This window comes from Pseudonocardia sp. (assembly GCF_029263155.1).
Lineage (GTDB): Bacteria > Actinomycetota > Actinomycetes > Mycobacteriales > Pseudonocardiaceae > Pseudonocardia.
Genome location: NZ_JAJCYB010000032.1, coordinates 39,049 through 64,304, shown reverse-complemented (window position 1 = coordinate 64,304; position 25,256 = coordinate 39,049). Strand labels below are relative to the sequence as shown.

At 73.2% G+C, this 25,256-nt stretch carries 26 protein-coding genes; 13 read left to right on the top strand and 13 right to left on the bottom strand.

Features of this window, described 5'->3' with window-relative positions:
- Window positions 1-85 precede the first annotated feature (85 nt).
- Window positions 86-1,126 (bottom strand): alpha/beta hydrolase, encoded by a 1,041-nt coding sequence (locus Q1K26_RS05805; RefSeq protein WP_300008190.1) that lies wholly within the window; start codon window positions 1,124-1,126, stop codon window positions 86-88.
- 146 nt (window positions 1,127-1,272) lie between these two features.
- Here Q1K26_RS05805 and Q1K26_RS05800 point away from each other — a divergent pair, with 146 nt between their 5' ends.
- The 4 genes from Q1K26_RS05800 (at window position 1,273) to Q1K26_RS05785 (ending at window position 4,315) form a co-directional block, all read left to right on the top strand.
- On the top strand, window positions 1,273-2,235 hold the full coding sequence (locus tag Q1K26_RS05800; protein WP_300008189.1) for a helix-turn-helix domain-containing protein: 963 nt from the start codon (window positions 1,273-1,275) through the stop codon (window positions 2,233-2,235).
- Window positions 2,236-2,289: 54 nt separating this feature from the next.
- A complete protein-coding gene (locus Q1K26_RS05795) occupies window positions 2,290-2,445 on the top strand; it encodes a hypothetical protein (protein ID WP_300008187.1) in 156 nt (51 codons plus the stop codon).
- Between the two features lie 105 nt (window positions 2,446-2,550).
- Window positions 2,551-3,824, top strand: a protein-coding gene (locus Q1K26_RS05790; protein ID WP_300008185.1) for an IS3 family transposase whose coding sequence is annotated in 2 segments (ribosomal slippage) — window positions 2,551-2,836 and window positions 2,836-3,824 — 1,275 coding nt in all. Because the reading frame shifts where the segments join, the coding sequence is not laid out codon by codon here.
- Window positions 3,825-4,018: 194 nt separating this feature from the next.
- Entirely contained in the window at window positions 4,019-4,315 is a 297-nt protein-coding gene (locus tag Q1K26_RS05785; protein WP_300008183.1) for an antibiotic biosynthesis monooxygenase, read from the top strand.
- A gap of 141 nt (window positions 4,316-4,456) precedes the next feature.
- Here the strand turns inward: Q1K26_RS05785 and Q1K26_RS05780 are convergent, their stop codons facing one another.
- The 4 genes from Q1K26_RS05780 to Q1K26_RS05765 form a co-directional block, all read right to left on the bottom strand.
- Complete coding sequence (locus Q1K26_RS05780) at window positions 4,457-5,896, bottom strand: hypothetical protein (RefSeq protein ID WP_300008181.1); 1,440 nt, start codon at window positions 5,894-5,896, stop codon at window positions 4,457-4,459.
- A gap of 660 nt (window positions 5,897-6,556) precedes the next feature.
- Window positions 6,557-7,552, bottom strand: a complete 996-nt coding sequence (locus Q1K26_RS05775) for an alpha/beta fold hydrolase (RefSeq protein ID WP_300008179.1) — start codon at window positions 7,550-7,552, stop codon at window positions 6,557-6,559.
- A gap of 75 nt (window positions 7,553-7,627) precedes the next feature.
- The gene (locus Q1K26_RS05770) at window positions 7,628-8,386 is read right to left on the bottom strand and encodes an MIP/aquaporin family protein (protein ID WP_300008177.1); all 759 of its coding nucleotides are present in this window, start codon (window positions 8,384-8,386) and stop codon (window positions 7,628-7,630) included.
- Window positions 8,379-9,527, bottom strand: coding sequence for a glutathione-independent formaldehyde dehydrogenase (locus tag Q1K26_RS05765; RefSeq protein ID WP_300008175.1), 1,149 nt, complete (start codon window positions 9,525-9,527; stop codon window positions 8,379-8,381). Before Q1K26_RS05765 ends, Q1K26_RS05770 begins: the two co-directional genes overlap by 8 nt.
- A 172-nt stretch (window positions 9,528-9,699) precedes the next feature.
- On the opposite strand from Q1K26_RS05765, the gene Q1K26_RS05760 reads away from it, so the two are divergent.
- The 5 genes from Q1K26_RS05760 to Q1K26_RS05740 all read left to right on the top strand — a co-directional run bounded on the left by Q1K26_RS05760 (window position 9,700) and on the right by Q1K26_RS05740 (window position 12,117).
- On the top strand, window positions 9,700-10,278 hold the full coding sequence (locus tag Q1K26_RS05760; protein WP_300008173.1) for a TetR/AcrR family transcriptional regulator: 579 nt from the start codon (window positions 9,700-9,702) through the stop codon (window positions 10,276-10,278).
- Between the two features lie 75 nt (window positions 10,279-10,353).
- Complete coding sequence (locus tag Q1K26_RS05755; protein WP_300008171.1) at window positions 10,354-10,575, top strand: YgaP-like transmembrane domain; 222 nt, start codon at window positions 10,354-10,356, stop codon at window positions 10,573-10,575.
- Between the two features lie 47 nt (window positions 10,576-10,622).
- Complete coding sequence (locus Q1K26_RS05750; protein ID WP_300008169.1) at window positions 10,623-11,411, top strand: RNA polymerase sigma factor; 789 nt, start codon at window positions 10,623-10,625, stop codon at window positions 11,409-11,411.
- Window positions 11,412-11,467: 56 nt separating this feature from the next.
- Window positions 11,468-11,989 (top strand): YetF domain-containing protein, encoded by a 522-nt coding sequence (locus Q1K26_RS05745; protein ID WP_300008167.1) that lies wholly within the window; start codon window positions 11,468-11,470, stop codon window positions 11,987-11,989.
- Entirely contained in the window at window positions 11,986-12,117 is a 132-nt protein-coding gene (locus Q1K26_RS05740; RefSeq protein WP_300008165.1) for a hypothetical protein, read from the top strand. Before Q1K26_RS05745 ends, Q1K26_RS05740 begins: the two co-directional genes overlap by 4 nt.
- Here the strand turns inward: Q1K26_RS05740 and Q1K26_RS05735 are convergent.
- From Q1K26_RS05735 to Q1K26_RS05725, 3 genes are read right to left on the bottom strand one after another with little or no spacing between them, the layout of a single operon-like run.
- Window positions 12,089-13,513, bottom strand: coding sequence for an amidase (locus Q1K26_RS05735; RefSeq protein ID WP_300008163.1), 1,425 nt, complete (start codon window positions 13,511-13,513; stop codon window positions 12,089-12,091). The genes Q1K26_RS05740 and Q1K26_RS05735 overlap by 29 nt on opposite strands.
- The gene (locus Q1K26_RS05730) at window positions 13,513-14,076 is read right to left on the bottom strand and encodes a hypothetical protein (protein WP_300008161.1); all 564 of its coding nucleotides are present in this window, start codon (window positions 14,074-14,076) and stop codon (window positions 13,513-13,515) included. The genes Q1K26_RS05735 and Q1K26_RS05730 overlap by 1 nt, the downstream gene beginning before the upstream one ends.
- On the bottom strand, window positions 14,060-14,824 hold the full coding sequence (locus Q1K26_RS05725) for a hypothetical protein (RefSeq protein WP_300008159.1): 765 nt from the start codon (window positions 14,822-14,824) through the stop codon (window positions 14,060-14,062). Before Q1K26_RS05725 ends, Q1K26_RS05730 begins: the two co-directional genes overlap by 17 nt.
- 417 nt (window positions 14,825-15,241) lie before the next feature.
- Between Q1K26_RS05725 and Q1K26_RS05720 the strand changes: the two genes are divergently transcribed.
- The gene (locus Q1K26_RS05720; protein ID WP_300008157.1) at window positions 15,242-16,363 is read left to right on the top strand and encodes an MFS transporter; all 1,122 of its coding nucleotides are present in this window, start codon (window positions 15,242-15,244) and stop codon (window positions 16,361-16,363) included.
- On the opposite strand, the gene Q1K26_RS05715 is transcribed toward Q1K26_RS05720, so the two are convergent.
- Together Q1K26_RS05715 and Q1K26_RS05710 are read right to left on the bottom strand one after the other, a co-directional pair.
- Window positions 16,356-17,174 (bottom strand): oxygenase MpaB family protein, encoded by an 819-nt coding sequence (locus Q1K26_RS05715; protein WP_300008155.1) that lies wholly within the window; start codon window positions 17,172-17,174, stop codon window positions 16,356-16,358. The two genes, Q1K26_RS05720 and Q1K26_RS05715, sit on opposite strands and share 8 nt — an antisense overlap.
- A gap of 138 nt (window positions 17,175-17,312) precedes the next feature.
- Window positions 17,313-18,575: a M18 family aminopeptidase gene (locus tag Q1K26_RS05710; RefSeq protein ID WP_300008153.1), complete on the bottom strand. Its 1,263-nt coding sequence runs from the start codon at window positions 18,573-18,575 to the stop codon at window positions 17,313-17,315.
- 17 nt (window positions 18,576-18,592) lie between these two features.
- Between Q1K26_RS05710 and Q1K26_RS05705 the strand changes: the two genes are divergently transcribed.
- Window positions 18,593-19,951, top strand: a complete 1,359-nt coding sequence (locus tag Q1K26_RS05705; RefSeq protein WP_300008151.1) for a GMC family oxidoreductase N-terminal domain-containing protein — start codon at window positions 18,593-18,595, stop codon at window positions 19,949-19,951.
- On the opposite strand, the gene Q1K26_RS05700 is transcribed toward Q1K26_RS05705, so the two are convergent.
- From Q1K26_RS05700 to Q1K26_RS05690, 3 genes are all read right to left on the bottom strand, one after another.
- Entirely contained in the window at window positions 19,918-21,150 is a 1,233-nt protein-coding gene (locus tag Q1K26_RS05700) for an acyl-CoA dehydrogenase family protein (protein WP_300008150.1), read from the bottom strand. The genes Q1K26_RS05705 and Q1K26_RS05700 overlap by 34 nt on opposite strands.
- A 62-nt stretch (window positions 21,151-21,212) precedes the next feature.
- Window positions 21,213-22,166, bottom strand: a complete 954-nt coding sequence (locus Q1K26_RS05695) for a helix-turn-helix domain-containing protein (protein ID WP_300008148.1) — start codon at window positions 22,164-22,166, stop codon at window positions 21,213-21,215.
- A 51-nt stretch (window positions 22,167-22,217) separates the two neighbouring features.
- Entirely contained in the window at window positions 22,218-22,628 is a 411-nt protein-coding gene (locus Q1K26_RS05690; RefSeq protein WP_300008146.1) for an NUDIX domain-containing protein, read from the bottom strand.
- Between the two features lie 23 nt (window positions 22,629-22,651).
- Here Q1K26_RS05690 and Q1K26_RS05685 point away from each other — a divergent pair, with 23 nt between their 5' ends.
- A complete protein-coding gene (locus tag Q1K26_RS05685) occupies window positions 22,652-24,646 on the top strand; it encodes a M3 family metallopeptidase (protein WP_300008144.1) in 1,995 nt (664 codons plus the stop codon).
- A gap of 55 nt (window positions 24,647-24,701) precedes the next feature.
- Complete coding sequence (locus tag Q1K26_RS05680) at window positions 24,702-25,253, top strand: TIGR03086 family metal-binding protein (protein WP_300008143.1); 552 nt, start codon at window positions 24,702-24,704, stop codon at window positions 25,251-25,253.
- The last annotated feature ends 3 nt before the right edge of the window (window positions 25,254-25,256 follow it).

The following is a 25,256-nucleotide window of genomic DNA, read 5'->3' as shown; positions in this document are numbered from 1 at the left end:
CCCTGGCCCGTGTGGCGGGGGGGGGCCCCGGGGCGGGCCCCCCCCCCCGGGGCCCCCCCCCACGGCCGGGTTGGGGTGCCGCTGGTCAGCCGCCGTTGCGCGTCAACCAGGTGTCGACGGCGTTGACGACGTCGAGGTGGTTGGCCTCCACGTTCGGGTAATGCGACGCGTCCTTGATGATCACCTTGGTGACCTCGGGGCTGCCGGTGTAGCGCAGCGCCTGCTGGTCGGCGGCCGGCGGCGGGAAGACCGCGTCGGCGTCACCGAACATGACCAGCACGGGCACGTCGATCTCGCCGTTGTGCAGGACGTCGGAGACGATGCCTGCGGGGATGGACCTGAGTTGGCCGCACGGGTCCGGGTTGAGCGCAGGCACGGCGTCGCGCACGTCCTGGGTGGCGCTGTTGAAATAGAACTTCTCGCGCGAGTTCTTGAAGAACGCGGCGTAGTTCGGGTCCGCACCCGGGTCGCCGCCCTGCGCGCAGCGCTTGAGCACGTCGGCGAGCTCCACGGCCGTGAACGCCGAGGCGGCGAAGTCGCCCCACGACATGTTGAACACGCCGTCGACATTGTGGAACGAGTAGGCCGTGATGTGCGAGATCAGCCCACCGACCGACGAGCCGCCGATGAAGACCTTCTCGAACGAGGTGCCCTCGCCGCCGTCGAGCTCGTAGTCACCCGAGCGGAGCGCGTCGACCATCTGTCCCGCGACGTCGGCCTCGGAGCCGAAGCAGGTGTCCAGGCCGGGCGGCCGGTCGCTGTCGCCGTAGCCGAGCCGGTCGACCGCGACGGACACGTGGCCCTTCTCCGCGAGCTGGCGGGCGTAGGCGTAGTCCGGCACGCCCTTGAAGTTCCAGTAGTACTGGCCCCAGGTGACGGCGTGCAGGTAGAGGGTGGCGGCGTCGCCGCTGTCCAGGGCATCGCGGGGGGCGATCACAGTGCCGCGGACGGTGTAGTCCTTGCCGTCACTCTGGCAGAGCACCGGGGTGCGGTTGGTGTTCTTGACCTGGAACGTGATGGGGAGTTCGACGATGTCGGACGTGGGGGTCGCCGCGACGGCGGGGGACGCCGCGAGCACCGTGGCCGCGATGGCACACACCGCGGCGATGAGGGTTGTTCTACGCATGGGGATGCTGGATCTCCTCGTTGAGTACATTCAGTCACTGACGGTCGGGGAACGGTCTCGGACCGTGACCGCCGGTGAGGCGAGGATCCACTACTCCATATGGGCTAACTAGTGGCCCACGGGACAATTTGCGTACAGTTCGGGCCATGCCTGTGTTCGTCGCGGTCCTCGCTGTCGAGGACGTCGTGCCGTTCAACCTCGGCATCCCAGGGCAGGTTTTCGGAGCGCCGGCCTCGGTGCTCGGCGATCGCTACCAGCACTCCGTCTGCGCCCCGGGTGGGCGGGTCCGCACCAGCGGGGGCCTTGTCCTGCAGACCGAGCACGGCCTGGATCTCCTCCAGCGCGCCGACCTGATCATCTTGCCCGGCACCGACCCGATCACCACCGAGGTACCCGACGAGGTGCTCGACTCCCTGCGTGCCGCCCACGGCCGCGGTGCCCGGCTGGCGTCACTGTGCACCGGCGCATTCATCCTGGCCGCCACCGGACTGCTCGACGGCAGGCAGGCGGCCACCCACTGGTTCTACGCTCCGGAGCTCGCCGCCCGGCACCCCGCGATCGAGGTGCGCCCCGAGGTGCTGTTCATCGACGACGGGCAACTGCTCACCTCGGCCGGGCTGGCCGCGGGCATCGACCTGTGTCTGCACATCGTCCGCGCCGACCACGGGGCCGAGGTCGCCAACCGGTGCGCGCGCTACCTCGTGGCGGCACCGCACCGGCCCGGCGGCCAGTCCCAGTACATCGAGCGGCCGGTGTCACCCGCCTTGCTCAACCCCCTCGCGGCCACCCAGACCTGGCTGCTGGACCACCTCGACCGTGATGTGACGATCAACCAGATGGCCGGGCACGCCGGGATGAGCCGCCGCTCCTTCACCCGCCGCTTCCGCGTCGAGACCGGCACGACGCCCCTGCAGTGGCTCCTCGACCAGCGGATCATGCTGGCCCGACGCCTGCTGGAGACCACCGACCGCAGCGTCGACCAGGTGGCCGAGGAGTGCGGCATGAGGACCGGACCGATGCTGCGGCGCCACTTCCGAGCGGTGACCGGAACCACCCCGACGGCTTACCGCCAGACGTTCAGCCACCACGGGGCCACGCCGCAGGCCTGACCGGAGCCACGATCGCCGCGAGACGCACCCGAACGCTCGCAACAGGGCCGAGGCGTGCGCCTCGCCGAGATCATGAACCCGCTCGCGCGTCCAGCCGCTCGTCCGGACCTGGCACGTCACGGCGCCCACACCTTCCACGGCTTGCTCACCCGCACCGCGGCCACCATCGCCGCCCACACCATCGGCAAGGTCGTCCTCGCGAGCACATGAACCCACAGAACGCGCCTGAGACATATTGACCGAACGCTCGATGGAGGTCCCCGAGTGAACCGCCCCGGTGTGTCGGGAGACTCGATCTTCTGAGGAGATGGAGTCATGACCTATCGCGCCCAGCCCTACCCGCGGGAGCTTCGTGAGCGGGCGGTCCGGATGGTTGCCGAGGTGACCCCGAACTACGACTCGCAGTGGGCCGCGATCGGCGCGGTCGCGCAGAAACTCGGCGTTGGGACGGCGGAGACGGTGCGCAAGTGGGTCCGCCAGGCCGAGATCGACCAGGGCCAGCGACCGGGCGGGAGCACGGAGGAGTCCGCGGAGATCAAGCGGCTCAAGCATGAGGTGGCCGAGCTGCGCCGGGCGAATGAGATCCTGAAAGCGGCGTCGGCTTTCTTCGCGGCCGAGCTCGACCGGCCCTCGACACGCTCGTGAGGTTCATCGCCGCCCACGCCGAGCAGGACGCGGGCGGGTTGCGGTGGGGAGTCGAGCCGATCTGCAGAGTGCTCTCCGAGCACGGCTGCCCGATCGCCCCATCGACCTACTACGCTGCTCGCGCCGCGAAGGCGCAGCCGTGCAAGCGGGCGCTGCGTGATGATCAGCTCAAGGTCGACATCGCCCGGGTGCACGCCCAGAACTACGGCGTCTACGGCGCCCGGAAGGTGTGGCTCGCGCTCAACCGCGAAGGCATCGCCGTGGCCCGTTGCACGGTGGAGCGGCTGATGGGCGAGCTGGGCCTGGTCGGTGCCCGTCGTGGTCGCCGGGTCCGCACCACCGTCGCGGACGCGGCCGCGCCGCGCCCGGCGGACCTGGTGGAGCGACGGTTCGACCCGCCGGCCCCGAACCGCACCTGGGTCGCGGACTTCACCTATGTCCCGACCTGGGCGGGGATGGTCTACGTGGCCTTCGTCCTCGACGCCTACGCCCGCCGCATCCTGGGCTGGCGCGCCGCCACGACGATGCGCACCGAGCTGGTGCTCGACGCGCTGGAGCAGGCCGTGTGGACCCGTCAACGCGAAGGCGTCGAGGACCTGTCCGGGTTGATCTGTCATCACGACGCCGGGTCGCAATACACCTCGATCGCCTACACCGAGCGCCTCGCCGCCGCCGGCATCGACCCGTCGGTCGGATCGGTCGGCGACGCCTATGACAACGCCCTGGCCGAGTCGGTGATCGGGCTGTTCAAGACCGAGCTGATCAAACCGCGGGGGCCGTGGCGGACCGTCGAGCAGGTCGAGATCGCCACCCTGGAATGGGTCGACTGGTTCAACCACCGCCGGCTGTTCGAGGCCTGCGGCGACATCCCACCCGCCGAACTCGAAGCGGCGCACTACCGTCAACACGCCGCCCTCACCGAGGCCGGCCACTCAACCCCATGAGCCTCCGGACACGCCGGGGCGGTTCAGAGGCCTGGATGACCGCCACAAGTGTGTGGGCCGCGCCTGCGGTGTGCCGATTATCGCGCACCACGGCGGCGCCGACACGTATGTCAGCACACTTCGAATTGGGGGCCCCCGGTAGAAGGAGGGACCTAGCCAGTAGGTTCGGGAGACACCGACGAGAGGAACCACCGATGGCTGTCGACCGAGGACTGCTCGCCCTGCTGGAAGCCAAGCCCGGCAAGGGGGATGAGTTGGGCGACTTCCTGAAGCGGGGCCGGGAACTCGCTGTCGCCGAGGATGACACCGTGACGTGGTACGCCTTCAAGATTAGTGACACTACCTACGGCATCTTCGACACGTTCGAGGGTGAGGACGGGCGTCAGGCTCACCTCAACGGCCAGATCCCGGCGGCCCTGGGTCAGGTCGGACCCGACCTGCTCGCCACCGACCCCGACATCAAGACCATCGACGTCATCGCGGTGAAGTAGACGACGAGCATCAAGGGGCGGCGCCCGTCCCGCAGAGGGATCCCCTTACGAGACACCCAAGCGTTCGAGGTCGCCTCCGGCGGCCATGGCTCCGCCCTGGACCCGACACCGCTCGGGAGATGGGTGGGCTGGGGCTCTCCCTCACGGCGCCCCCGACGGGCTATCAGGAGCGGGGGCGGGGGCATCGGTCGTTCGTCCGGTAGGGCGCTCCACCGATGCCCCCGCCCCCGCTCCTGATCGGGCGTTGCCTGCGCCGCGAGGGAGAGCCAGCTCGGGCACGTGGTGGAGGGAGGACGACGTGGTCAGGTCGACGAGGTATCGCGCAAGTTGGGAGGCGTATGCGGGCCCGTCGTTGACGCAGGCGAACCCGCGGTTGTGCGCGAACAGCCGTTTTCGCACCCGCGTCCGCCGGGTGTAGACGCGGCCTGTGGACTGCTCGACGCGCTCGACGGTGATCTGCCTGGTGAGCCTCTTCGACCTGTACCAGCGCCGCAAGACGCGGCCAGCCTGGATGCCGATGGCCGGGGTGACCTGACGGACAGCGAGAACGGGACGCAGACCGCGGTAGCCCCAGAACCGGCCGGGCCCGCTGGTGTGGTCGACGAGCTCGGCGTCGAGGCCTCCGCAGTCAGGGCACTCGTCGCTGTCGGCGTCGTACTCGACGCCGCAGTCATCACAGACCAGGACGGCGCTGCACCACTCGGCCGGTACACGGTGCTGGTACTCCTTGCCACCGGAGGTGCCGTACTTGGCGAAGTAGACCGCCATCCGGCGCGGGTCGGTGAGCTTGATGCCCTCGGCGTAGTCCACGCCGGTGCCGGCGAGGCGGTGCCGGCGGCGCTGTTCGGCGTCGGGGTGGGCGACGATCTCGGCCCACGTCAGGGAGAGCCAGGTGCGGAAGTCCACGGACCGGATGCGGCCGGCGTCGGGGTCATAGACGCTCGTGAAGCCCATCGGGGGAGTGGTCGAGATGTGGAAGTGTGGGGCGCCGCGGCGCTGGAACTCCAGCTTCCATGGCCCGATCAGCGGCTCGCCCCATGTGCGTTCGTAGCGCTTGCAGAGCGCCCAGAAGTGCCGCTTGACCGTCTCGGCGTCGGGGGCGACGGTGAGCCAGTCGCCCGGGTAGGTCAGCGTCAGCATGGCGGGGAGTCGGCCGGTGCGATCGACGATGGCGGCGCGCGGGGAGCGGCAGGCCGGGCAGTGATCGAGCTGGTCGGAGTGCTCGGTGCCGCAGTCGGTGCAGGTCCGGTACCGGCCATAGAGGCGCGTGTAGTCGAGGTCGGACAGCCGGGCGATGAGCCGGGCGCGGGACTTCGCGCTCCAGGCGCAGATCGTGCCGCGGGTCGGCAGCGGTTCGGGGACGTCGCGGCCCTCCGCGAGGTAGCCGGCGCGTATGTCGACACCGGCCTGGTGGTGGCGCAGCTGGCGTTCGTGGGTGCGTTCGGCGCGGGCGTAGTCGCGGGTGCGGACGCGGATGACGCCGGGGCTGACGACGATCTCCCAGCGCGGTCCTTCACCGATTACTGCGTCCCTGCCCGACTGCTCCGTGATCGAGGGCAGCAGGTCGGCCGCGGCCGCCACCAGTTCCGGTCTGGGAAACGCCGGTCGCCACAGTTCGCCGACGTCCGCCCGAGTGTGTTCGTCGAGGGTGCGGACAGTTATGGCAGATGGGACAAGCCCTTCGCCGCCGGCCGGCGGCGCCCCGGTCCCGTCGTGCTTGCCGGTTGGGCCAGCGGCCTGCCCAGGGTGCCAGCCACCGGCGCACCCAGGGCGGCCGGGGCCAACCGGCCGCAGCCGGTCTGGTGCGGCGCCGCCAGCAGAAGGGATGTCCACCGTGCCGATCTGTGCGCCCATCACGAACGCCCCGATCGAGCGTCGGGGTACTGGTGCGCCGTCGACCGAGCCGGCTCTGTCGTCGTCCGGTGTGACTGCTCCATGATCACGAGCGCTGCCCGGTCTGGTCTCAGTTCTGGTCTCGTTCGCCATCGTCCGGCCCGGTGTTCCCGGGTCCGCGGCGAGCACAACGGCGCACTACAGCGCACCGGTTGGACTAGGGCGGACCCCCAAGTCCGTCCCTTGAAAGCGAGAGACCCGCAAGGGTCCGGGGGTTCAAATCCCTCCGCTTCCGCCAGCTCAGCACCATGATCGTGAGTCTCGCCGTACCGCGTCGCCCGCGCGAGGAGCAGACGAACCGCGGAACTCAGGACGTGATGTCGTGCCCGCCCTGCGGCGGATCCGGGTTCAGCCGACGCTCCGCAACCACTCGGCGATCTCGCGGTGCGCCGCAGGCTCCGTCACGACACCGAAGTGAGCGAGACCGTCCAGGATCCGTACTTCGGTGTCGGGCGAGTACTGCGCGAACAGCGGCCGGAACGCCTCCGGCTCGAACGTCTCGTCCTGTGCGCCGACCACGAGGAGGGACGGACCGTCCAGGCCCGCGATGTCCGATCCGTAGTCGTCCCTCGGGTGCATCGAGATCTGCAGGTCATAGCTGTAGCGAAGGGTTTCGGTGCCGTCCCGCACCGCGTTCGGCATGTTGAAGGAGATGACGTACTCGTCGTTGAACGCGGTGATTCCCAGAGTGTTGAGAATGCTGAGCCCGACGATCCTCGGCGTGGCGACGTCGGTCCACTCACTGCCGCCGTCGGGCATCGTCGGTGCGCTGTAGTGGACGTAGGGCGACAACAGCAGGTAGCCGTCGACGGCCGCGTTGTCCTGGCCACCCGCGTACCGTATCGCCGTTCCGCCGCCACTCGAATGTCCGCCGAGTACGACCGGGCGCTCGTCTCGCTGTCCCAACCGGCGCACCAGATCGCTGACGTCGTCCTCGACCTGGCCGATGTAGGCGACATCGCCTCGCCGCTCGGCCTCGGGGCCATGGCCGCGAAGATCTGGGGTGAACACCTCGGCGATGTCGTTCCGGGCGAGATGGCTTGCCAGCGGCTGAAGATAGCTGCTGTGATACGCCGAACCGTGCAGCAGGACGAGCACATTCTTGGCGTTCGGGCTCGGGTAATGGCGGTAGGGCATTTCCTGCCCGTCCCGAGCCTCGTAGAACTGCAGTGCAGGCAATTCCCCGGCGTCGGTACGGAGAATCCCGAAGTCCAGCGTCGTGCCGTCGCCGTGCGGTACCGGAGGTCTGCTGAACACCACCAGGGCGATCACGACGGCGAGGAACACGAGGGCCGAAGCGATGGCGGCGACGCCGATCCGTCGCAGGAACCTTCCTACCCGCACCCCCGGTCACCCCTCGGTCACCCCCGAGTCGTCTCGCATGGTCATGTCGGATCGGCCGCGCGTCGCCCGGATCGCCTATTCCGGAGCGGCCGCGGGCCGTAGGACGTGACGGTAGAACAGCGCGCCCACCACCGCTCCTGACACGGGCCCGATCACGTAGACCCACCAGCCGTCGAACTGCATGCTCACCAGCATCGGTGCCAGTGTCCGTGCCGGGTTGAAGGAGCCACCCGACACCGGCAACGTCGCGAAGATCCCGGCCGCCACCATCAGCCCGACGGCGAGTCCCGGCGCCAGCGGGCCGGGCGAACGGTCGTCGAGCACCGTCGCCATGATCGTCACCATCAGCAGGAAGGTGATCAGGAACTCGGCGAGCAGCGCCGCGGGCGCCCCCCGGTCCCCCGGGGTGGTGGCGCCTAGGGCGAGCTCGGCGGCGCGTCCGTCCAGGCCGAAGATCGCCCAGTTGCTCAGCGCGGCCAGCAGCGCGCCGACGGACTGCGCGGCCAGGTACCCGGGCACCGCGCGCCACGGGAAGCTGCGCACGACGGCCAGGCCGATCGTGACGGCCGGGTTGATGTGCGCCCCCGACAGGTGGCCCACCGCGTAGACGGCGACGAGCACCGCGAACCCGAACGCGAGGCTGATCGCCGCGCTGTTCAGTGCGGCGTCGGGGGTCAGCAGCTGGGCGGTCGCGAGCACCGTCGCCGTGCCCAGCCAGACGAAGAAGAAGGTGCCGACCGCCTCGGCGGCCCAGGCCCCGAGCCGGACCCGGGCCGGCGACGGCGGGCGTTCCCCGACCGTGCCACCGGCCGGGGAACGCTCCGTCTCAGACACCGGCGAGGTCGCGCGGGCGCAGGACGACCTTGCTGTAGCCCTCCTCGCGCTTGTCGAAGCGGGCGTAGGCGTCCGGCGCCTCGGTCAGCGGCAGCTCCTTGGAGACCACGAAGCTCGGCGTGGCCCGGCCCTCGATGATGAGGTCGCGCAGCTGCCGGTTGTAGGCCTTCACGTCGGCCTGCCCGGTGCCCATCGTCAGGCCGCGCTCGAAGAAGGTGCCGATGTCGATCAGCAGCCGACCCTCGGCGGCCTCCGGGCTGGGCGCGCCCGGGTCCGACGGCAGGTACAGGCCGACGGTGCCGATCCGGCCGGTGGCGCGGACGGTGTGGATGAGCTGGTTGAGCACCACCGCGGGCTGCTCCTCGCCCGCGGAGACCGTCGCCTGGTAGCCGACGGCGTCGATGCCCTTGTCGGTGCCGTGCCCGCCGGTGCCCTCCTTGATCGCCTCGACCGGGTCGCCGGCGCTGAAGTCGACCGGCACCGCCCCGATCTCCTCGGCCAGCCGGAGCCGGTCGGCGACCTTGTCCACGACGAAGACCTTGGAGGCGCCGCGCAGCAGCGAGGAGTAGGCGGCCATCAGGCCGACCGGTCCGGCGCCGTAGACGGCGACCGTGTCACCGGGCGAGACCTGCGCCATCGCCGCACCGTGGTAGCCGGTGGGGAAGATGTCGGCGAGCATCGCGAAGTCGTTCTCGTGCTCGGTACCCGCCGGCAGCGGCAGGCAGTTGAAGTCCGCGAACGGCACCCGCAGGTACTCGGCCTGGCCCCCCCGGTAGGGGCCCATCGAGACGTAGCCGTAGGCGCCGCCGCCGAAGCCGGGGTTGACCGTCAGGCAGAACGCGGTCTTGCCGGCGAGGCAGTTGGTGCAGAACCCGCAGGCGACGTTGAAGGGCATGCAGACCCGGTCGCCCTTCCTGATGCTCGTGACGCCGGACCCGACCTCCTCGACGATGCCCATGTTCTCGTGCCCGAACACCAGCCCGGACTCCGCGCCGGTGCGGCCCTCGTACATGTGCAGGTCCGAACCGCAGATCGCGGTGGTGGTGATCCGGACGATCACGTCGGTCGGGGCCTCGACGCGCGGGTCCTCGACGTCGGTGACCTGGACGTCGTACGGGCCCTGGTAGACGACTGCTTTCACTGGTCCTCCTCGGTGTCATGAGCGGAGTCCCTCGGGTAGCCGTGCGGGTCGGGCCCAAACCGACACCGACCGATTTCCGGCGGGGCCGCGCTCCGAGGGCGCGGTCCCCGGTGCCGGGCGGGGAGTGCGGCTAGGCTGACCGATCGTCCGACTGCGGCCCGAGGAGTGACGTTTGGCCCCGCGCACCCGCCCCAGCCCGGCCCGCGAGCGGCTGCTGGACTCCGCAGTGCGCGTGTTCGCCCGTCGCGGTTACCACGCCACGGCGGTGGCCGAGGTCCTGGAGGTCGCGGGGGTCCCGTCGGGCGTGCTCTACCACCACTTCGGGAGCAAGGAGGCCCTGGCGGCCGAGGCGGTCGTCCGGGCCGGCCGGGAGGTCGCCGCCGTGTTCGCCGAGGCGGACGGTGGTGTGGTCGATCGGCTGCACGCCCTGCTCGACCACTGGCAGCGGAAACTGGTCGACTCCGGCTACGTCGAGGGTTGCCCGATCGCCTGCTCAGCGCTGGAGTCGGTCGGCGCGGCGCCCGCCGTCCGCGACGCGGCCGCCGCGGTCTACCGCGGTTGGATCCGCGGCATCGCCCACGGGCTGCGGGCCGAGGGATGCGACGGGGAGACCGCCGAGCGGGAGGCCACCGTCGCCCTCGCCGCGCTGGAGGGCGGGATGCTGCTCGCCCGGACCACGCGGTCGACCGGCCCGCTGGACGCCGCACGGCTGGTGCTCGACGACGTGCGGCGCCGACACCCGGTCCGGTGACCCGGGTGTCCACATCTGCTGCCCCGTGACGTCCTACCTTCCGACGGTGACGGTCACCGTCGGAAGGAGGTCCCGATGGGATTCGTCGGTTTCATGAGCAGCGCGGCCGGGCGGTTGACCCGGATCCTGGCCGGAATCGTGTTGATCGTCGTCGGTCTGGCGGTGGTCGGCGGCATCGGCGGGGTGGTCCTCGCGGTCGTCGGTCTCGTGCCGCTGGCTGCGGGGGTGTTCAACTTCTGCCTGCTGGGGCCGCTGTTCGGGGTGGGTCTGCGCGGCGGGTCGCGGACGGGCGGGTGAGCGCTTCCGGTCCGCGGCCCCGTGCCGCGGACCGGCATACTCGCGGGGTGCAGGAACCGGAGCTGCGGGCCGCCCTGGTGGCCGCCCTGCCGCGGCTGCGCCGGGTCGCCCACCGGATCGCCTGCCCGCCGACCGAGCCCGACGACCTGGTGCAGGACACCGTCGAGCGGGCCTGGCGTGAGCGCTCCGGCTTCCGCGGAGGGGCGGCGGTGTCCACGTGGCTGCACCGGATCCTGGTCAACCGGGCGATCGACCTGTGTCGCGCGACGCGGCGGGCCCGTGCGGGCTCGGCCGGGACGGCCGATCCCGATGACATCGGCGACTTCGAGGTCGACGATCCCGCGGCGCTGGCCTGCCGGGCGTCGGACGTGCGGGCGCTGCGCGCGGCCCTGTCGCGGCTCCCGACGGCGGACCGGACCGTCCTCGCCCTGCATGACGGCGAGGGTTGGACGGCCCGGCGGGTGGCTGAGGTGTGCGGGCTGACCACCGCCGCGGTGCAGAAGCGCGTACAGCGCGGGCGGATACGGCTGGTCCGGGAGCTGGCCACTCCCGCCGAGCGGGCCGGGCGCCCGGCGCCGGAGTGCCGGGCCGCACGGGCGGACGCACCCGCATTCGCCGAGGGTGCGCTGTCCGGCCCGCGCCGGGCGGCGGTCGAGGAGCATCTCGGCAACTGTGACCGGTGCCCGTCGCTGTTGCAGGCGCTGATCGGGCTGCGGCGCGCCTGGGAGCGGGCGCCGGGCCCGGGGCCGGTGCCGCCCGAGATCCTGAGCAAGGTCGAGGACCTGCTCGGTGCCGACGTGCTCGTCGATCCCTGGGCGGCGACGCGGTCGCGGTGAGCCGGCCGTCGTGGTCGGCAGGTCGGGGCCCCGCTGGTGCGGGGCAGGATGGGCCCATGTCAATCACCGACCGACTCGGGGTGGACCTGTCCTCCGCGGCGGCTGTCGTGCTGGCCACCATCGGGATGTACCTCGCCCTGCTGGTTCTGGTTCGGCTGTTCGGCCAGCGCAGCCTGTCGTCGATGTCGGGTACCGACATGGCCTGCGTCGTCGCGCTCGGCGCCGTGATCGGCCGGGCCTCGCTGCTCCAGGTGCCCACCCTCGGAGCCGGGCTGATCGCGCTGGGCACGCTGTTCGTCCTGCAGCGGCTGTTCCTGCTGGGGCGGCGGCGGGTGGGTGGGCTGCTGTCCAACGACCCCGTCGTGCTCGTCGACGACGGCCGGGTCGATCTGCAGGCGCTGCGCCGTGCGCGGGTCGGTGAGGACGACCTGCGGCAGCGGCTGCGGCTGGCCGGGATCACCCGGTGCGAGCAGGTCGCTCTGGCCGTGCTCGAGCGCAACGGCGCGATCAGCGTGCTGCGGGCGCCCGGGAAGCTCGATGCGTGGCTCGCCGCCGACCTGCCCGGTGGCGTCCGGTGAGCGCCGTGCTGGTGCCGGGGGTGTCCGGCACCGGGAAGTCGACGGTGCACGACCTCGCCGAGACCGAGCCGCTGGTGCGCGCCGACGGGTCCGGCACCCTCAGGCTCGTCGGGATCGCCGACCCGTAGGCCGTCGCCGCCCCGCTCCGGTCGCCGCCTCGAACGCGTGGCCGACCTGCAGCACCAGCAGGTCACCGTGCGCCGGGCCCACGATCTGCAGCCCGACGGGCAGCCCGTCGGGCGTGAACGCGGCGGGCACCGACAGCGCCGGGTGCCCGGTGGCCGAGATCAGGTACGCCGAGGCCATCCAGTCCAGGTAGTGCGGGTGCGGGACGCCGTCGATCGTGGCCGGGTGCTCCAGCGTCGCCTCGAACGGCGGCACCTGGGACACCGGTGCGAGCAGCACGTCGTAGCGGGTGAAGAACTCGCGCATGCGGTGGAACAGGGCGGTGCGGGCGACCTCGGCCCGGGCCAGGTCGTCGCCGCTCAGGCGCCTGCCGTCGGCGATGTTCGCCGCGAGCGCGGGCTTGAGCCGGCCGGGGTGGGCGTCGAGCGTGGGCCCCATCGACAGCGCGAACAGCCACGCCCGCCAGGTGCGGAACACCTCGTCGGCGCCGCGCAGGTCGGGACAGGCCGGTTCGACGACGCAGCCCAGCTCCTCGAACACCGCGGCCTGCGGGGCGAGCGCGGCGGTGACCGCGGGATCGACGGTGACGGCGCCGCCGAGGTCCGGGGCCCAGGCCACCCGGAGACCACGGAGGTCACGGTCCAGGCGCACGCCGAAGGTGGAGCCCGGCGCGGCCAGCGCGATCGGCGAGCGCGGGTCCGGGCCGGCGAGCACGGACAGCAGCAGCGCCGCGTCCGCGACGGTCCGGGCCATCGGGCCCTGCACCGCCAACGTCGCCCACGGCGCGGTGCTCGGATACGTCGGGACCCGGCCCGGTGACGGACGCAGCCCCACGACGTTGCAGAACGACGCGGGGTTGCGCAGCGACCCGCCCATGTCGGAGCCGTCGGCCAGCGGGTGCATGCCGCAGGTCAGCGCCGCCGCCGCGCCGCCGCTGCTCCCGCCGGCGCTGCGGGTGAGGTCGTAGGGGTTGGCGGTGGTGCCGAACACTGGGTTGAACGTGTGCGACCCGGCCGCGAACTCCGGCACGTTCGTCTTCCCGACCGTGATCGCCCCCGCGCCGCGCATCCGCTCGATCACGAGCTCGTCGGCGTCGGGCACGTGGTCGGCGAGCAGTGGCGAACCGAACGTCGTGCGGATCCCGGCGGTGAGGTGGGTGTCCTTGTGCGCGACCGGCAGGCCGTGCAACGGGCCCACCGCCTCCCCGGCCGCGAGCCGGGCGTCGGCGGCGTCGGCCGCGGCGAGCGCGCGCTCGGGCACGCGCGTCACCACCGCGTTGACGTCGCCGTCGACCTCCTCGATGCGCTCCAGGTGCGCGGTCACCAGCTCGCGTGCCGAGATCTCCCGCCGCCGGAGCGCACCCGCCATCTCACGCGCGGTGAGAAGGCAGGGATCCATCAGTGGTCGAGCGCGTGGGGGTCGCGGCCGGCGGACATGAGGAAGCGGTCGCGCCAGGACACGTCGGCGGGTACCGGGGTCAGCGGCTCGGCGAAGATCCCCTGGTCCCGCCAGTACTGCGCCTCCGGCTCGGTGATCTCCCACAGGCCCCTCGCCTGCTCCTCGGTCAGCGGGCAGGCCCGCGACCCGAGGTGCATCGCGATGTCGTGGGCGAGGAAGGACCGGGCCACGGCGAGCCGCACGAGATGGTCGCGGACGGTGACGTCGCCGACCTTCGTCTCCCCGTCGGTGACCGTGCGGGCGGCGGCGCAGGCGGCCTCGGCCAGGCGCCCGACGGCGGCGGCCGGGTCGTCGCCGACCTCCCCGGCGGTGCCGCCGAGCGCCTCGGGCACCGCCGCGTCGTCGCGGGCGTGCCGCGCGATGGCCTCGGTGATCGGCGTGGGACGGTCGTGTCCGGGGAACAGCGGCGGCAGCACGGTCGCACCGTCGCCGGGCCGGACCCGCCCGATCACCTCGACCAGCACCTGCTCGGAGATCACGAACAGCTCAGCCTCGCGGATCATGCACATGCTCCTTCATCGGTTCCGAGACCACGCGGGTGGCCACATCGGCGTGGCCGTGACGGCGACACCAGCTCAATATGTAGCGCGCGTGCTCTCCGCACCAGCGATAGACCACCGATGCGGGCACCGTCGGCTCGCCGTGCTCGCCGCGCCGCCAGATCAGGTCGCCGAGGTACTCCCGCCCGATCTTCGCCGCCGTGTCGTACCGGACGTTCGCGGCTGCGGCGAGCGTGTGGTGGCTGACCGCGCGCCCCGACGCGATCGCCCCGGCCATGCGACCCGCCGTGCGCCCGCGCCCGTGCGCGAAGTAGGCGTGGATCGGCGGGATCGCGGGCTGCTCCGGGCGCGCCGGGGTGCCACCCGCCGCCACCTCGCGCACCATCTCGAACAGCACCTGCGGGCCCGCCGACTTCGAGTAGATCCCGCGGACCTCCTCGTGCACCACGACCTCCTCCAGGTGGTCGCGCTCCGCGCCGTGGCCCTGCGTCGCCATTACGACCGGGGACGCCCGGTCCGCGTCGCGCAGGATCTGCAGCACGTCGAGGCCGTCGAAGGTGAACTCGGCCTCGGAGTTCCACATCAGGTCCGAGACGACGATGTCGTGGCGCAAGCGGCCCCGGACCGCGCGGACGACCTGCGCCCGGTCGAGCGCGACGGTCACCGAGCCCGCCGGGAACCGGGCGGCCAGCGCCGGTTCGATGATGCGTCCGAGCGGCGACGCCACCAGGATGCGCAGAGGCTCGTCCACGATGCAAGATCTTGCATGCAGGTGCGGACTTCGGGCAAGGATGCAGCCGGATCGGGTCCGGTCTGGCCAGTCCTCCCCGTTACGGACGCCGCGGTTCTCGGCAGGATTCCAGGCGGCGCAGGTCGGTGCCCCGACCCGCGTGCGCCGCCGGGCCCGAGGGGGTGTGGGGACGCCAGGTGGCCGCCTCCGGGCGGCCTCCTGCCCCCGCCCGGTCCCGCGAGCCGACGCATCCGCGTACCTTCCGGCCATCTGCGCAGGTCCGGACATGCGCAGATGAGCGCGACATGCGCAGCTCCCGCCCCCGGCCCGACGGACCGGCGAGGAATTCGGGTGCCCGAGGGTCGGGGTGGAGCTAGGGTCCGCGCCATGCCTGGTTGACGTCCGGTACCGCCCGCGGCCCGTCCGCTCGCCCGACGCATGGTCGGGTGGGCGCTGCTGGCCGACTCGATCCCGCTCTACCCGCTGTACGCGCTGCTCTTCGCCGACACCGGGCTCACCGACGCGGAGATCTCCGCGCTGTTCGCGATCTGGGGCGCCGTCGGACTGGCCGCCGAGGTCCCCTCGGGTGCGCTCGCCGACCGGTACTCCCGCCGCAGCTGCCTCGTCGTCGCCGGCCTGCTCCAGGCGGGCGGGTTCGCGCTGTGGGTCACGCTGCCCGGGTTCGCGGGGTTCGCCGCGGGGTTCGTGGCGTGGGCGCTGGGCGGCGCCCTGATCTCCGGTGCGCAGGAGGCGCTGCTCTACGACGGGCTCGCCGCCGTCGGGGCCGAGGAGCACTACGCGCGGGTGCAGGGCCGGGTCGTCTCCGCGGAGCTGCTGTCGCAGGTCCCGGCGACACTGGCGGCAACCGCGCTGTACGCCCTCGGCGGCTACCCGCTGGTGGGTTGGGTGAGCGTCGGGGTCGCGCTCGGTGCGTCGGCGTTCGCCACCCTCCTGCCCGAACCCGCGCGTACCGACGCAGACGACGGCGGGGACGGGGACGGCTACGTCGCCACGCTGGTCGGCGGCGTGCGGGAGGCGGCGGCGAGCCGGCCGGTGCGCACCGCGCTGGTGGCCGCGGCGGTGGTCGGCGGATTCGACGCCGTCGACGAGTACTTCCCACTGCTGGCGCAGGACCAGGGCGTGCCGGTCGAGCTCGTGCCGTCGGCGATGCTGGTGATCGCGGTGGCCGGCGCCGCGGGAGCGGCCTGCGGGGGCGTTGCGATGCGGCTGCCCCCGTGGGCCCTGGGCCTGGTGTTCGGCGGGTCGCTGGTGTTGTTCGGGGGGTCCGGCCTGCTCGGCTACCCGGCCGGCCTGGTCGTGGTGGCGGTGTTCTACGGGCTCTACTGCTTGGTGCTCGTCGTCGTCGACGCCCGGCTGCAGGAACGGATCGACGGTTCGGCCCGGGCCACCGTCACGTCCGTGGCGGGGTTCGGGGTGGAGACCGTCGGCCTGGTGTTCTTCGGGGTGTGGGCGGCCGGTGGCCCGGCCGCGATCGTGGGGGTCTGGCTGCTCGCGGCGCTGGCGCTGCCGTGGTGGCTGCGGGCCCGGCCCCTCAGGTGAGCCCGCGCACCGCGCGGCGGGCACGTTCGATGTTGGGCGGCGCGGGGACGTCGGGCAGCAGGTCGGACGCGGCACGCAGGGAACGCAGGGCGATCGTGGCGCCGAGATCGGTGGTGGGCAGCCCGGGAAGCCCGTAGCAGCGCCGGGCCCAGCGCGGGAGGGTGGCGAGTGCGAGCGTGGCGATCGCCGGGATCGCCACCTTGACCGTGCGCGGGGCCCGGCCCTTCGGGGCGAACAGGTTCATCGTGGCCCGGCGTGCCTCGTCGGTGAGGCGCAGGTCCGGGCGGCGACGCTCGAGGTATGCCGCCATCTCCGCACGCGACGACGGCGCGTCGATCAGGCCGATCACTCTGGCCGCGCGCACGCTCTCGGCCAGGTACGCGTCGGCGCCGGGGCCGTCGACGATGCCCGCTCGCAGCGCGACGTGCGCGTAGGACTCCACCTCGGTGGCGTGCACCCACAGCAGGTTCTCGGGCTCGTCGAGGCGGAAGGTCTCGCCCGTGTCGGGGTCGAACCCGCGCAGGCCCGCGTGCAGCTTTCGCACCCGCGCCGCGGACCGCTCGACGTCCGCGGTGCTGCCGAACGTGCGCGTGCCGACGAACTCGACCGTGCGCTGGAACCGCGACCACGCCCGGGCCGGGTCGAACAGCGCCGAGTTCTGGTACGTCCCGCCCATCACCCGCGGTTCCAGTGACTGCAGCAGCAGCGCCCGGAACCCGGCCACCCACATGACCGGCTCGATGTGCACCCGCCAGGTCACCGAGCCGGGCCCGAACAGCCCGAGGTCCTCACGGGTCAGCGCGCTCGTCATCCCTCCATGGTGCGCCGGTTCCGTCGCGGTGGCGCGCCGAGTTGCAGCATGGCCACCTTCACGCAACGAGATTGCATGAAGGTGGCCTTCCTGCAATCAGGACGGCTCCTCGGCGGCGCGTTCCCGGGCCGAGCGCGCTCAGGACGGGTCGGTGAGGAACGCCGTGGCTGCCGCGGCCAGGTGCGCGGGATCCTCCACCCCGCACAGCTCGCGCGCGGAGTGCATCGACAGCACCGGGATCCCGACGTCGACGGTGCGGATGCCGAGCCGCGTGGCCACGATCGGGCCGACGGTCGACCCGCAGGGCACCGTGTTCCTCCCGACGAACACCTGCGTCGGCACCCCGGCGTCGCGGCAGGCCCGCTGCCACGCCGCCGCACCCGGGGCGTCGGTGGCGTAGCGCTGGTTCGCGTTGACCTTCAGGGCCGGGCCGCCGTTGGGCACGCTGCGGTGCCCGGGATCGTGGTGGCCGAGGTAGTTCGGGTGGGCGGCGTGGGTGACGTCCACCGAGAGGCAGCGCGACGCCGCGAACACCGGGCCGCGGGCGTCGAACCCACCGGCCAGGCGCGTCAGCAGCGTCTCCAGCAGCGGCCCGCCGGCCCCGGTCGCCGTGTTGCTGCCGATCTCCTCGTGGTCGAAGCCGACGAACACCGGGATGACCCCGTCCGCGCGCTGCGCCGCCGCCAGCAGTGCGCCGAGTCCGGCGTGCACCGACGCGAGATTGTCCAGCCGTGGCGCCGCGAGCAGTTCCTCGTGCTCGCCGAGCCGGGCAGGCGGGTGCACGTCGTGGACGACGAGGTCGAAGGCCGCCACCTCGTCGGGATCGACGCCCGCCTCGCCGCTCACGAAGTCGATCAGGTCGCCCTCGTCGGGGGCGCCCAGGCCCCAGACCGGCAGCAGGTGCTGCTGGGCGTCGAGCTTGACGCCCTCGGAGTTGACGCCGCGGTCGAGGTGGATCGCGAGCTGCGGGACCCGCAGCAGCGGGCGGTGCACGTCGACGAGCACGGTCGAGCCGCCGTAGAGCGCGAGCCGCCCGGCCAGGCCCAGGTCACGGTCGAGCCAGGAGTTCCACAGCGCACCGCCGTAGACCTCCACGGCCGCCTGCCGCCACCCGCCCGCACCGACGTCCGGGTTCGGCTTGACCTTCAGTGTCGGCGAGTCGGTGTGCGCGGCGAACACCCGCAGCGGCGAGCCGCGCTCCGCGCCCGCGGGTACCGACCAGGCCAGGATCGTGCCGTCGCGCACGAGGTAGCGCCCGCCCGGACCGCCGATCCACGGCCCGGTCTCGGACTGCTCGGTGAACCCGGCGGCGCGCAGCCGGCGGACGGCCTCGGCCACCGCGTGGTACGGCGTCGGCGAGATGGCGATGAAGTCGGCGAGGTCGTGCGCGAGATCGGCCACCGGTGCATCCTGCCCTCGTGTGGGACGTGGTGGTGGTGGGGGGCGGGTCGGCGGGCTGCGCGCTCGCCGGGCGCCTCGGGGCGCGCACGCTGCTGCTGGAGGCCGGGCCGGTGGTGCTCTCCCCGGATCAGCGTGACGTCGCCTCGCTCCCGACCGCCGGGCCGTACAACTGGTCCTACGACGCCGAGCTGCGCACCGGGCAGCCGCACGTCGTCCCGCGGGGCCGCGGGCTCGGCGGGTCGAGCGCGATCAACGGCGCCAACTGGGTGTGGGCCACCCCTGCGGACGCCGACGGCTGGGGTCCCGGCTTCACCTGGGCGGACCTGCGGCGCTGCTACCGGCGCGCGGAGTCCGACGCGGTGCACGGCACGACCGGTCCGGTTCCCGTGCACCGACCGTCCGGCGCGCTGCTGCACCCGGCGGCGACGCGGTTCCTCGACGCGGCGCAGCGCCTGGGTTTCCCGGCCGAGCCCGACAAGAACGCGGGCGCCACCGCGGGCGCCGGGCCGGTGCCGAGCAACAGCGTCGACGGGGTGCGCGTCAACGCGGCGATGGCGTACCGGCCGGTGTCGGTGCGCGGGGACGCCGACGTCGACCGGGTCCTGTTCGACGGCTCCCGCGCGTGTGGCGTCGTGCTCGCGGACGGCGAGGTGATCGAGGCGGGGCAGGTCGTGCTCGCGGCCGGGGCGGTCGGCACGCCGCGGCTGCTGCTGCGCTCCGGGATCGGGCCCGGGCGCCCGCGCGTCGACCTCCCGGTCGGGCAGGGCTTCTCCGACCACCCCGCCGTCTTCGTCCCCTTCGTCGACGACGACCCGGCGCCGCACCCGCACGCTCCCGGCAGCCAGGCGGCGCTGAACCTCGACGCGGGCGCCGACCCCGCGGGCGACGTCGAGGTGCTGGCGTTCGTCCGCCCGTTCGCCCCCGGCGGGCCGCGCCACCTCATGTGCGCGCTGCAGCGCCCCGACAGCCGCGGCGAGCTGACCGCCGACCGCATCGACTACCACTACCTGCGCACCGAGCACGACCGCCGCCGGCTCCGCCACGCCATCCGCACCGCCGCCGAGCTGCTCCGCGCCGGGGTCGGCCGCCGCGTCGAACCGGGGGGCGATGTGCTGGGCAACGACCGCGCCCTCGACGGCTGGATCGCCGCCCACCTGACCACGTCGGTGCACCTGTGCGGCACCGCGGCGATCGGCCGGGTCGTGGACGCGCAGCTGCGCGTGCTGGGGGTGGAGGGACTGCGGGTGGCCGACACCTCGGTGCTGCCGACGGTTCCGCGCCGCGGCCCGGCCGCGACGGCGGTGGCGATCGGGGAGCGCGCGGCCGAGCTGCTCGGCGCCGCTCACGCCAGGCCGGACGCCGCCAGCGGGTCGTAGCCGTCGGCCTGCAGCAGCGCCTGCATCTGCCGCCGCCGCACGCCGATGTTCGACCCCTCGATGACCGGGTAGGCCAGCGCGTCGTGGAGGTACCGGAGCAGCGGGAAGCCGTTGTCGTAGGCTGACACGCCCACCAGCCCGATCAGATCGTTGATCACCGCCACGCCGGTCTCCGAGCCGAGCACCTTCGCGTGCAGCGCCCACTCCAGGCCGGACGGGTGCTGGGACAGCGCCGCGTCCAGCGCCCGCCAGGACAGCAGCCGGACGGCCTCGATGCGGGCCTTGGCGTCGGCGAGGACGTCGGCGACGGCCTGGTGCTCGATGATCGGCACGGCCCCGCCGCGCTTCTCGGTGCACGCGAACCGCAGCGCGACGTCGAAGGCCTGCCGCATCGCGGCCACGGCGAACGTGCCGATGGACGCCCCGCTGCCGACGAACGCGGCGCGGGTCAGCTCGACGCCCTGGCCCTCCCGCCCGACCAGGTTCGCCCGGGGCACACGCACGTCCACGAGCCGGATCCGGGCGGTCAGGCAGCCGCGCAGGCCGGGGAGGTCGTAGTAGTCCTCCACCTCGATGTGGCCGGCGAGGTGCTCGCGCTCGGCGACGATCACCGACACCCCGCCCGGGGCGCGGCACACGATGGTCATGATGTCGGGCCCGTCGCCGTCCCAACCGGGCAGGTGCGAGGCCCACGCCTTGCGCCCGTTGACGACCCAGTGGTCGCCGTCGGGGACGGCCGTCGTGCGGGTGCCCTCGGCCGGGGCGGGGGCGTCGAAGTTCGCGCTGCCCCCGGGTTCGGAGTAGGCCATGGCGGCGACGGGGGCACCGGAGTCGGCGAGGAAGGGCGCCACGAACCGGTGGATCTGCTCGGGCGTGCCCGCCGCGTACACCGGGACGAGCGCGATCAGCGGGCCGGCCATCGAGATGACGAAGTCGGGGCTGTGCGCCGCCCACTCCTCGACGAGGATCGCCGCGTCCACACCGCTACCCGCCGCGCCGCCGAACGGCACCGGGATCAGCCCCTTGAGGAACCCGGCCGCGACGGCCTTCTCGAACGCCGGGCGGGCCAGGGCAGCGCGGCGCGGCGGGTCCGGCTCGGCGCGTACCGCCTCGGCGAGATCCCGCAGGTGGGCCTCGGCGAACTGCCGTGCCACCTGCGTGAGCTGCTCCTGCTCGGGGGACAGCGAGAACGAGACCACGGGTGCTCCTCCGTCGACGGGTCGGGGAGCTCAGCCTCCGTGCGGCCCGCCGCGCAGTCTTGTCACTGCGCGCACGGTGGCTGTGCAGTTCGGGCACCGCCCGAGCGGCGGACCTCGGTGGGCGTGCACCCGAACTCGCGGCGGAACGCGCGGCTGAACGACGCCGGGTCGTCGAACCCGCAGGCGAGCGCGACCGCGGTGACCGTGGCCGTCGTGTCCGGGTCGGCGAGCAGGGCCGCGCTGCGCTCGAGCCGCAGCCGTCGGACGGTGGCCGCGAACGACCCGTTCCCGTCGGCGAACGCCGCGTGCAGGGTGCGCGGCGCGATCCCGAAGCGCCGGCACACGCTGCGCACCGACAGCGTCCGGTCGCCGAGCCGTCCGCGCACGTGGCGCAGGACCGCGGCCCGCAGCAGGTCCCGGGGCCGGTCGGGAACCGGTCCGCCCGCGACGGTGGCCGTCACGGCGCTGGCCAGCGCGTGTTCGAGATCGGCGGCCGGGCCCGCGGTGGTGTCGACGTCCCAGAGCGACGTGAGGATCGATGCCACCACGCGGCCCGGGCCGGCCGCGTCGAAGCACCCGCCCAGGCGCCGGCCCAGCGCGCTGGGGCGTCCGTCGAGCACGTCGTGGGGGAGCCGGTAGGACAGCATCTGCCACGGGGCGTCGAAGTCGAAGTGGTAGGGCTCGCTCGTGTCGACCACCGTGAACTGGCCCGGTCCGACCACCGACTCCGTGGCGCCCTGCCGCACCGCGCAGCGGCCCGCGACCTGCAGGTTCACGAAGTAGTACGCACCGTCGGTGCGGGAGACCTCGGACGGGCCGTGCGTGGTGCGCTGCGGTCGGGACCGGATGTGCGCGCGCACGACCCGGTGCAGCGGGCGCGTCTCCACCCGCGCGGCGAACCCGGGAGCGTCGTCGGTGCGGTGCGGGGTCAGCGGGACGAACGCCTGGCAGATCACCTCGTGCCAGTAGCCGAACTGCTCGTGGTCGGGCCGCGCAGTGACGTCCCAGACCGTCATGCGACCGCCCTCCTCCGTCGGTCGGATTGTCGTCCGGGCCGCCGCGGACGGTCAATCGCCGATCGGCCGGGCGGGCTGCAGGAACCGGCGCAGCGGGGCGAAGACGTCGTCGCGGCCGCGCAGCTCGTCGGGTGTCATCCAGGCCAGCTCCGACGCCTTGTCCGGCTCCGCGACCCGCGCCCGCCCGCCCGTCACCGTGCAGGCGACGAACAGCGTCACGTAGTGCCGCCCGATCTCGGGCATCGGGTCGTCGGTGAAGCCCAGCCGGGCGGTGGCGACCACGGCCAGCCCGGTCTCCTCGGCCACCTCGCGCACCGCGGTCCGCTCGGGCGACTCCCCGAACTCCTGGTGCCCACCCGGCAGCCCCCAGGTCCCGGCGCCGTGCGCACCGTGGCGGCGCAGCACCAGCCAGCGGTCCCCGTCGGCGACGACCGCCGCCACCCCGACGCGCACCTGAGCCATGTCGCCGACCCTAGGGTGGACCCGTGAACCCGCTCCTCTCGCCCGACGCGCCCGCGTTCCCCGACTTCGACGCCATCCGCGAGGAGCACTTCCGGCCCGCGTTCGCGGCGGGGATGGTCGAGCAGCGGGCGGAGGTCGACGCCCTCACCGCCGATCCCGCTCCGGCGACGTTCGCGAACACGGTGGAGGCGCTGGAGCGCTCCGGGGCCACGCTGCGCCGCGTCGGCGCCGTGTTCTTCACCCTCGCCGCCTCGTGCAGCACGCCGGGCATCCGGGCGATCGAGGCCGAGATCGCGCCGCAGCTCGCCGCGCACGCCGACGCGATCACGCTCGACCCGGCGCTGTACGCGCGACTGGACGCGGTGCCTGCCGACGGCCTGGACCCGGAGTCCCGGCGGCTGCTGGAGCGCCATCTCCGCGACGCCGTCCGTGCCGGTGTCCGGCTCGGCGGGGCCCAGCAGCAGCGGCTGCGGGAGCTCAACGCCGAGCTGTCCGCGCTGTCGACCGAGTTCGGCGCCCGCCTGCTCGCCGGGGCCAACGACGCCGCGGTGCTGGTGCGCGACGTGGCCCGGCTCGACGGCCTGTCCGCCGACGCGATCGCCGCCGCCGCCCGCGCCGCCACCGACCGCGGCCACGACGGCGCCTACCTGATCACGCTGGTGCTGCCGACCGGGCAGCCCGCGCTCGCGTCGCTGACGGACCGGACGCTGCGCGAGGAGCTGCACACCGCGTCGGTCACCCGCGGCGCGCTCGGCGACGGCAACGACACCCGCGAGCTCGTCGGTCGCACGGCCGCGCTGCGGGCGGAGCGGGCCGCGCTGCTCGGACACCCCAACCACGCGTCCTGGGTGGTCGAGATCGGCACCGCGGGCACCGTCGAGGCGATCGACGCGATGCTCGCGCAGCTGGTCGCGCCCGCCGTCGCGAACGCCCGAGCCGAGGCCGCGGAGCTGTCCGAGCTCGCAGGTTTCCCGATCGAGCCGTGGGACCGCGCCTTCTACGCCGAGCGCCTGCGCCGCGAGCGCTTCGACCTCGACGCCGCCGCGCTGCGCCCGTACTTCGAGCTGGAGCGCGTGCTGCACGACGGGGTCTTCCACGCCGCCGGCAAGCTCTACGGCCTGCACTTCACCGAGCGCCACGACCTGCCGCGCTACCACCCCGAGGTGCGCACGTTCGACGTGGCCGACGAGCGCGGGCCGCTGGGCGTGTTCGTGGCCGACCTGCACTCGCGCGACTCCAAGCGCGGCGGCGCCTGGATGAACTCCTTCGTCACCCAGTCACACCTGCTCGGCACGCGCCCGATCGTGCTCAACACGCTCAACATCGCGCGCGGCGAGCCGACCCTGCTCACCGTGGAGGAGGTGCGCACGCTGTTCCACGAGTTCGGGCACGCGCTGCACGGACTGCTCTCCGACGTCCGCTACCCGACGTTCTCCGGTACCGGGGTGCCGCGCGACTTCGTCGAGTTCCCGTCGCAGGTCAACGAGATGTGGCTGGACGATCCCGAGGTGCTGGGGAACTACGCCCGCCACCACGTGACCGGCGAGCCGCTGCCGGTCGAGGTCGTCGAGCGCCTGCGGGAGGCGCGCCGCTTCGGGGAGGGCTTCGCCACCACCGAGTACCTCGCGGCCACGCTGCTCGACCTGGCCTGGCACCGGCTCGGCCCCGACGACGCCGTCGACGACGTGCTCGCGTTCGAGGCCGCCGCGCTGGCCGAGGCGGGCGTCGACATCGCCGTCGCGCCGCCGCGGTACCGGTCGACCTACTTCAACCACGTCTTCGGCGGCGGCTACAGCGCGGGCTACTACTCCTACATCTGGAGCGAGGTGCTCGACGCCGACACCGTCGACTGGTTCGCCGAGCACGGCGGGCTGCGCCGCGAGAACGGCGACGCGTTCCGGCGCGCCCTGCTCTCCCGCGGCGGCGCCGTCGACCCGATGGACGCCTACCGGGCCTTCCGGGGCCGCGACCCGGAGATCGGACCGCTGCTGACCCGCCGCGGCCTGGCCGACCGATGAGATCCGGGCGTCACTGACGTCGGAACCCGGGACGACAGCTCGGGAGGGGCGGACAATGGGTGATCACGAGGACCGGTACGGGTGGATCGCGGCGGAGTTCGGCAGGCGGGTCGAGGCGGTCCCGCCGGAGGCCTGGGACGCCCCGGCGCCGTGCGCGGGATGGGCCGCCCGGGACGTGGTGCGCCACCTCACCGAGTGGATCCCGGCGTTCTTCTACGACCGCTGGGGCATCGACGGCGCCCCGATCCCGCCGGTCGACGACGACCCGGTGGGCGCCTGGACGGCGCTGGACGCCACCCTGCGCGCGGCGTTGTCCGACCCGGCGGTCGCCGCGTCCGAGCGCGACACCCCGATGGGCCGCCGGACGTTCGCCGCGACGCTGGACATGATCGGCACCACCGACGTCTTCCTGCACACCTGGGACCTCGCGCGCGCCACCGGCGGCGACGAGCGCCTCGATCCCGCCGAGGTACACCGGCTCTACGAGGGCATGCTCCCGCTCGACGAGATGCTGCGCACCAGCGGTCACTACGGCCCGCGGGTCGAGGTGCCCGCCGACGCCGACGAGCAGACCCGGCTGCTGGCGTTCATCGGCAGGCGGCCGTAGCCG

What these genes read in the sequence shown, in the direction of transcription:
- Q1K26_RS05695 (WP_300008148.1), bottom strand. Translation starts at nt 22,166, where the DNA reads ATGACGGTCTGGGACGTCACTGCGCGGCCCGACCACGAGCAGTTCGGC.
- Q1K26_RS05800 (WP_300008189.1), top strand. Translation starts at nt 1,273, where the DNA reads ATGCCTGTGTTCGTCGCGGTCCTCGCTGTCGAGGACGTCGTGCCGTTC.
- Q1K26_RS05730 (WP_300008161.1), bottom strand. Translation starts at nt 14,076, where the DNA reads ATGATCCGCGAGGCTGAGCTGTTCGTGATCTCCGAGCAGGTGCTGGTC.
- Q1K26_RS05785 (WP_300008183.1), top strand. Translation starts at nt 4,019, where the DNA reads ATGGCTGTCGACCGAGGACTGCTCGCCCTGCTGGAAGCCAAGCCCGGC.
- Q1K26_RS05735 (WP_300008163.1), bottom strand. Translation starts at nt 13,513, where the DNA reads ATGGATCCCTGCCTTCTCACCGCGCGTGAGATGGCGGGTGCGCTCCGG.
- Q1K26_RS05745 (WP_300008167.1), top strand. Translation starts at nt 11,468, where the DNA reads ATGTCAATCACCGACCGACTCGGGGTGGACCTGTCCTCCGCGGCGGCT.
- Q1K26_RS05680 (WP_300008143.1), top strand. Translation starts at nt 24,702, where the DNA reads ATGGGTGATCACGAGGACCGGTACGGGTGGATCGCGGCGGAGTTCGGC.
- Q1K26_RS05805 (WP_300008190.1), bottom strand. Translation starts at nt 1,126, where the DNA reads ATGCGTAGAACAACCCTCATCGCCGCGGTGTGTGCCATCGCGGCCACG.
- Q1K26_RS05715 (WP_300008155.1), bottom strand. Translation starts at nt 17,174, where the DNA reads ATGACGAGCGCGCTGACCCGTGAGGACCTCGGGCTGTTCGGGCCCGGC.
- Q1K26_RS05720 (WP_300008157.1), top strand. Translation starts at nt 15,242, where the DNA reads ATGGTCGGGTGGGCGCTGCTGGCCGACTCGATCCCGCTCTACCCGCTG.
- Q1K26_RS05690 (WP_300008146.1), bottom strand. Translation starts at nt 22,628, where the DNA reads ATGGCTCAGGTGCGCGTCGGGGTGGCGGCGGTCGTCGCCGACGGGGAC.
- Q1K26_RS05755 (WP_300008171.1), top strand. Translation starts at nt 10,354, where the DNA reads ATGGGATTCGTCGGTTTCATGAGCAGCGCGGCCGGGCGGTTGACCCGG.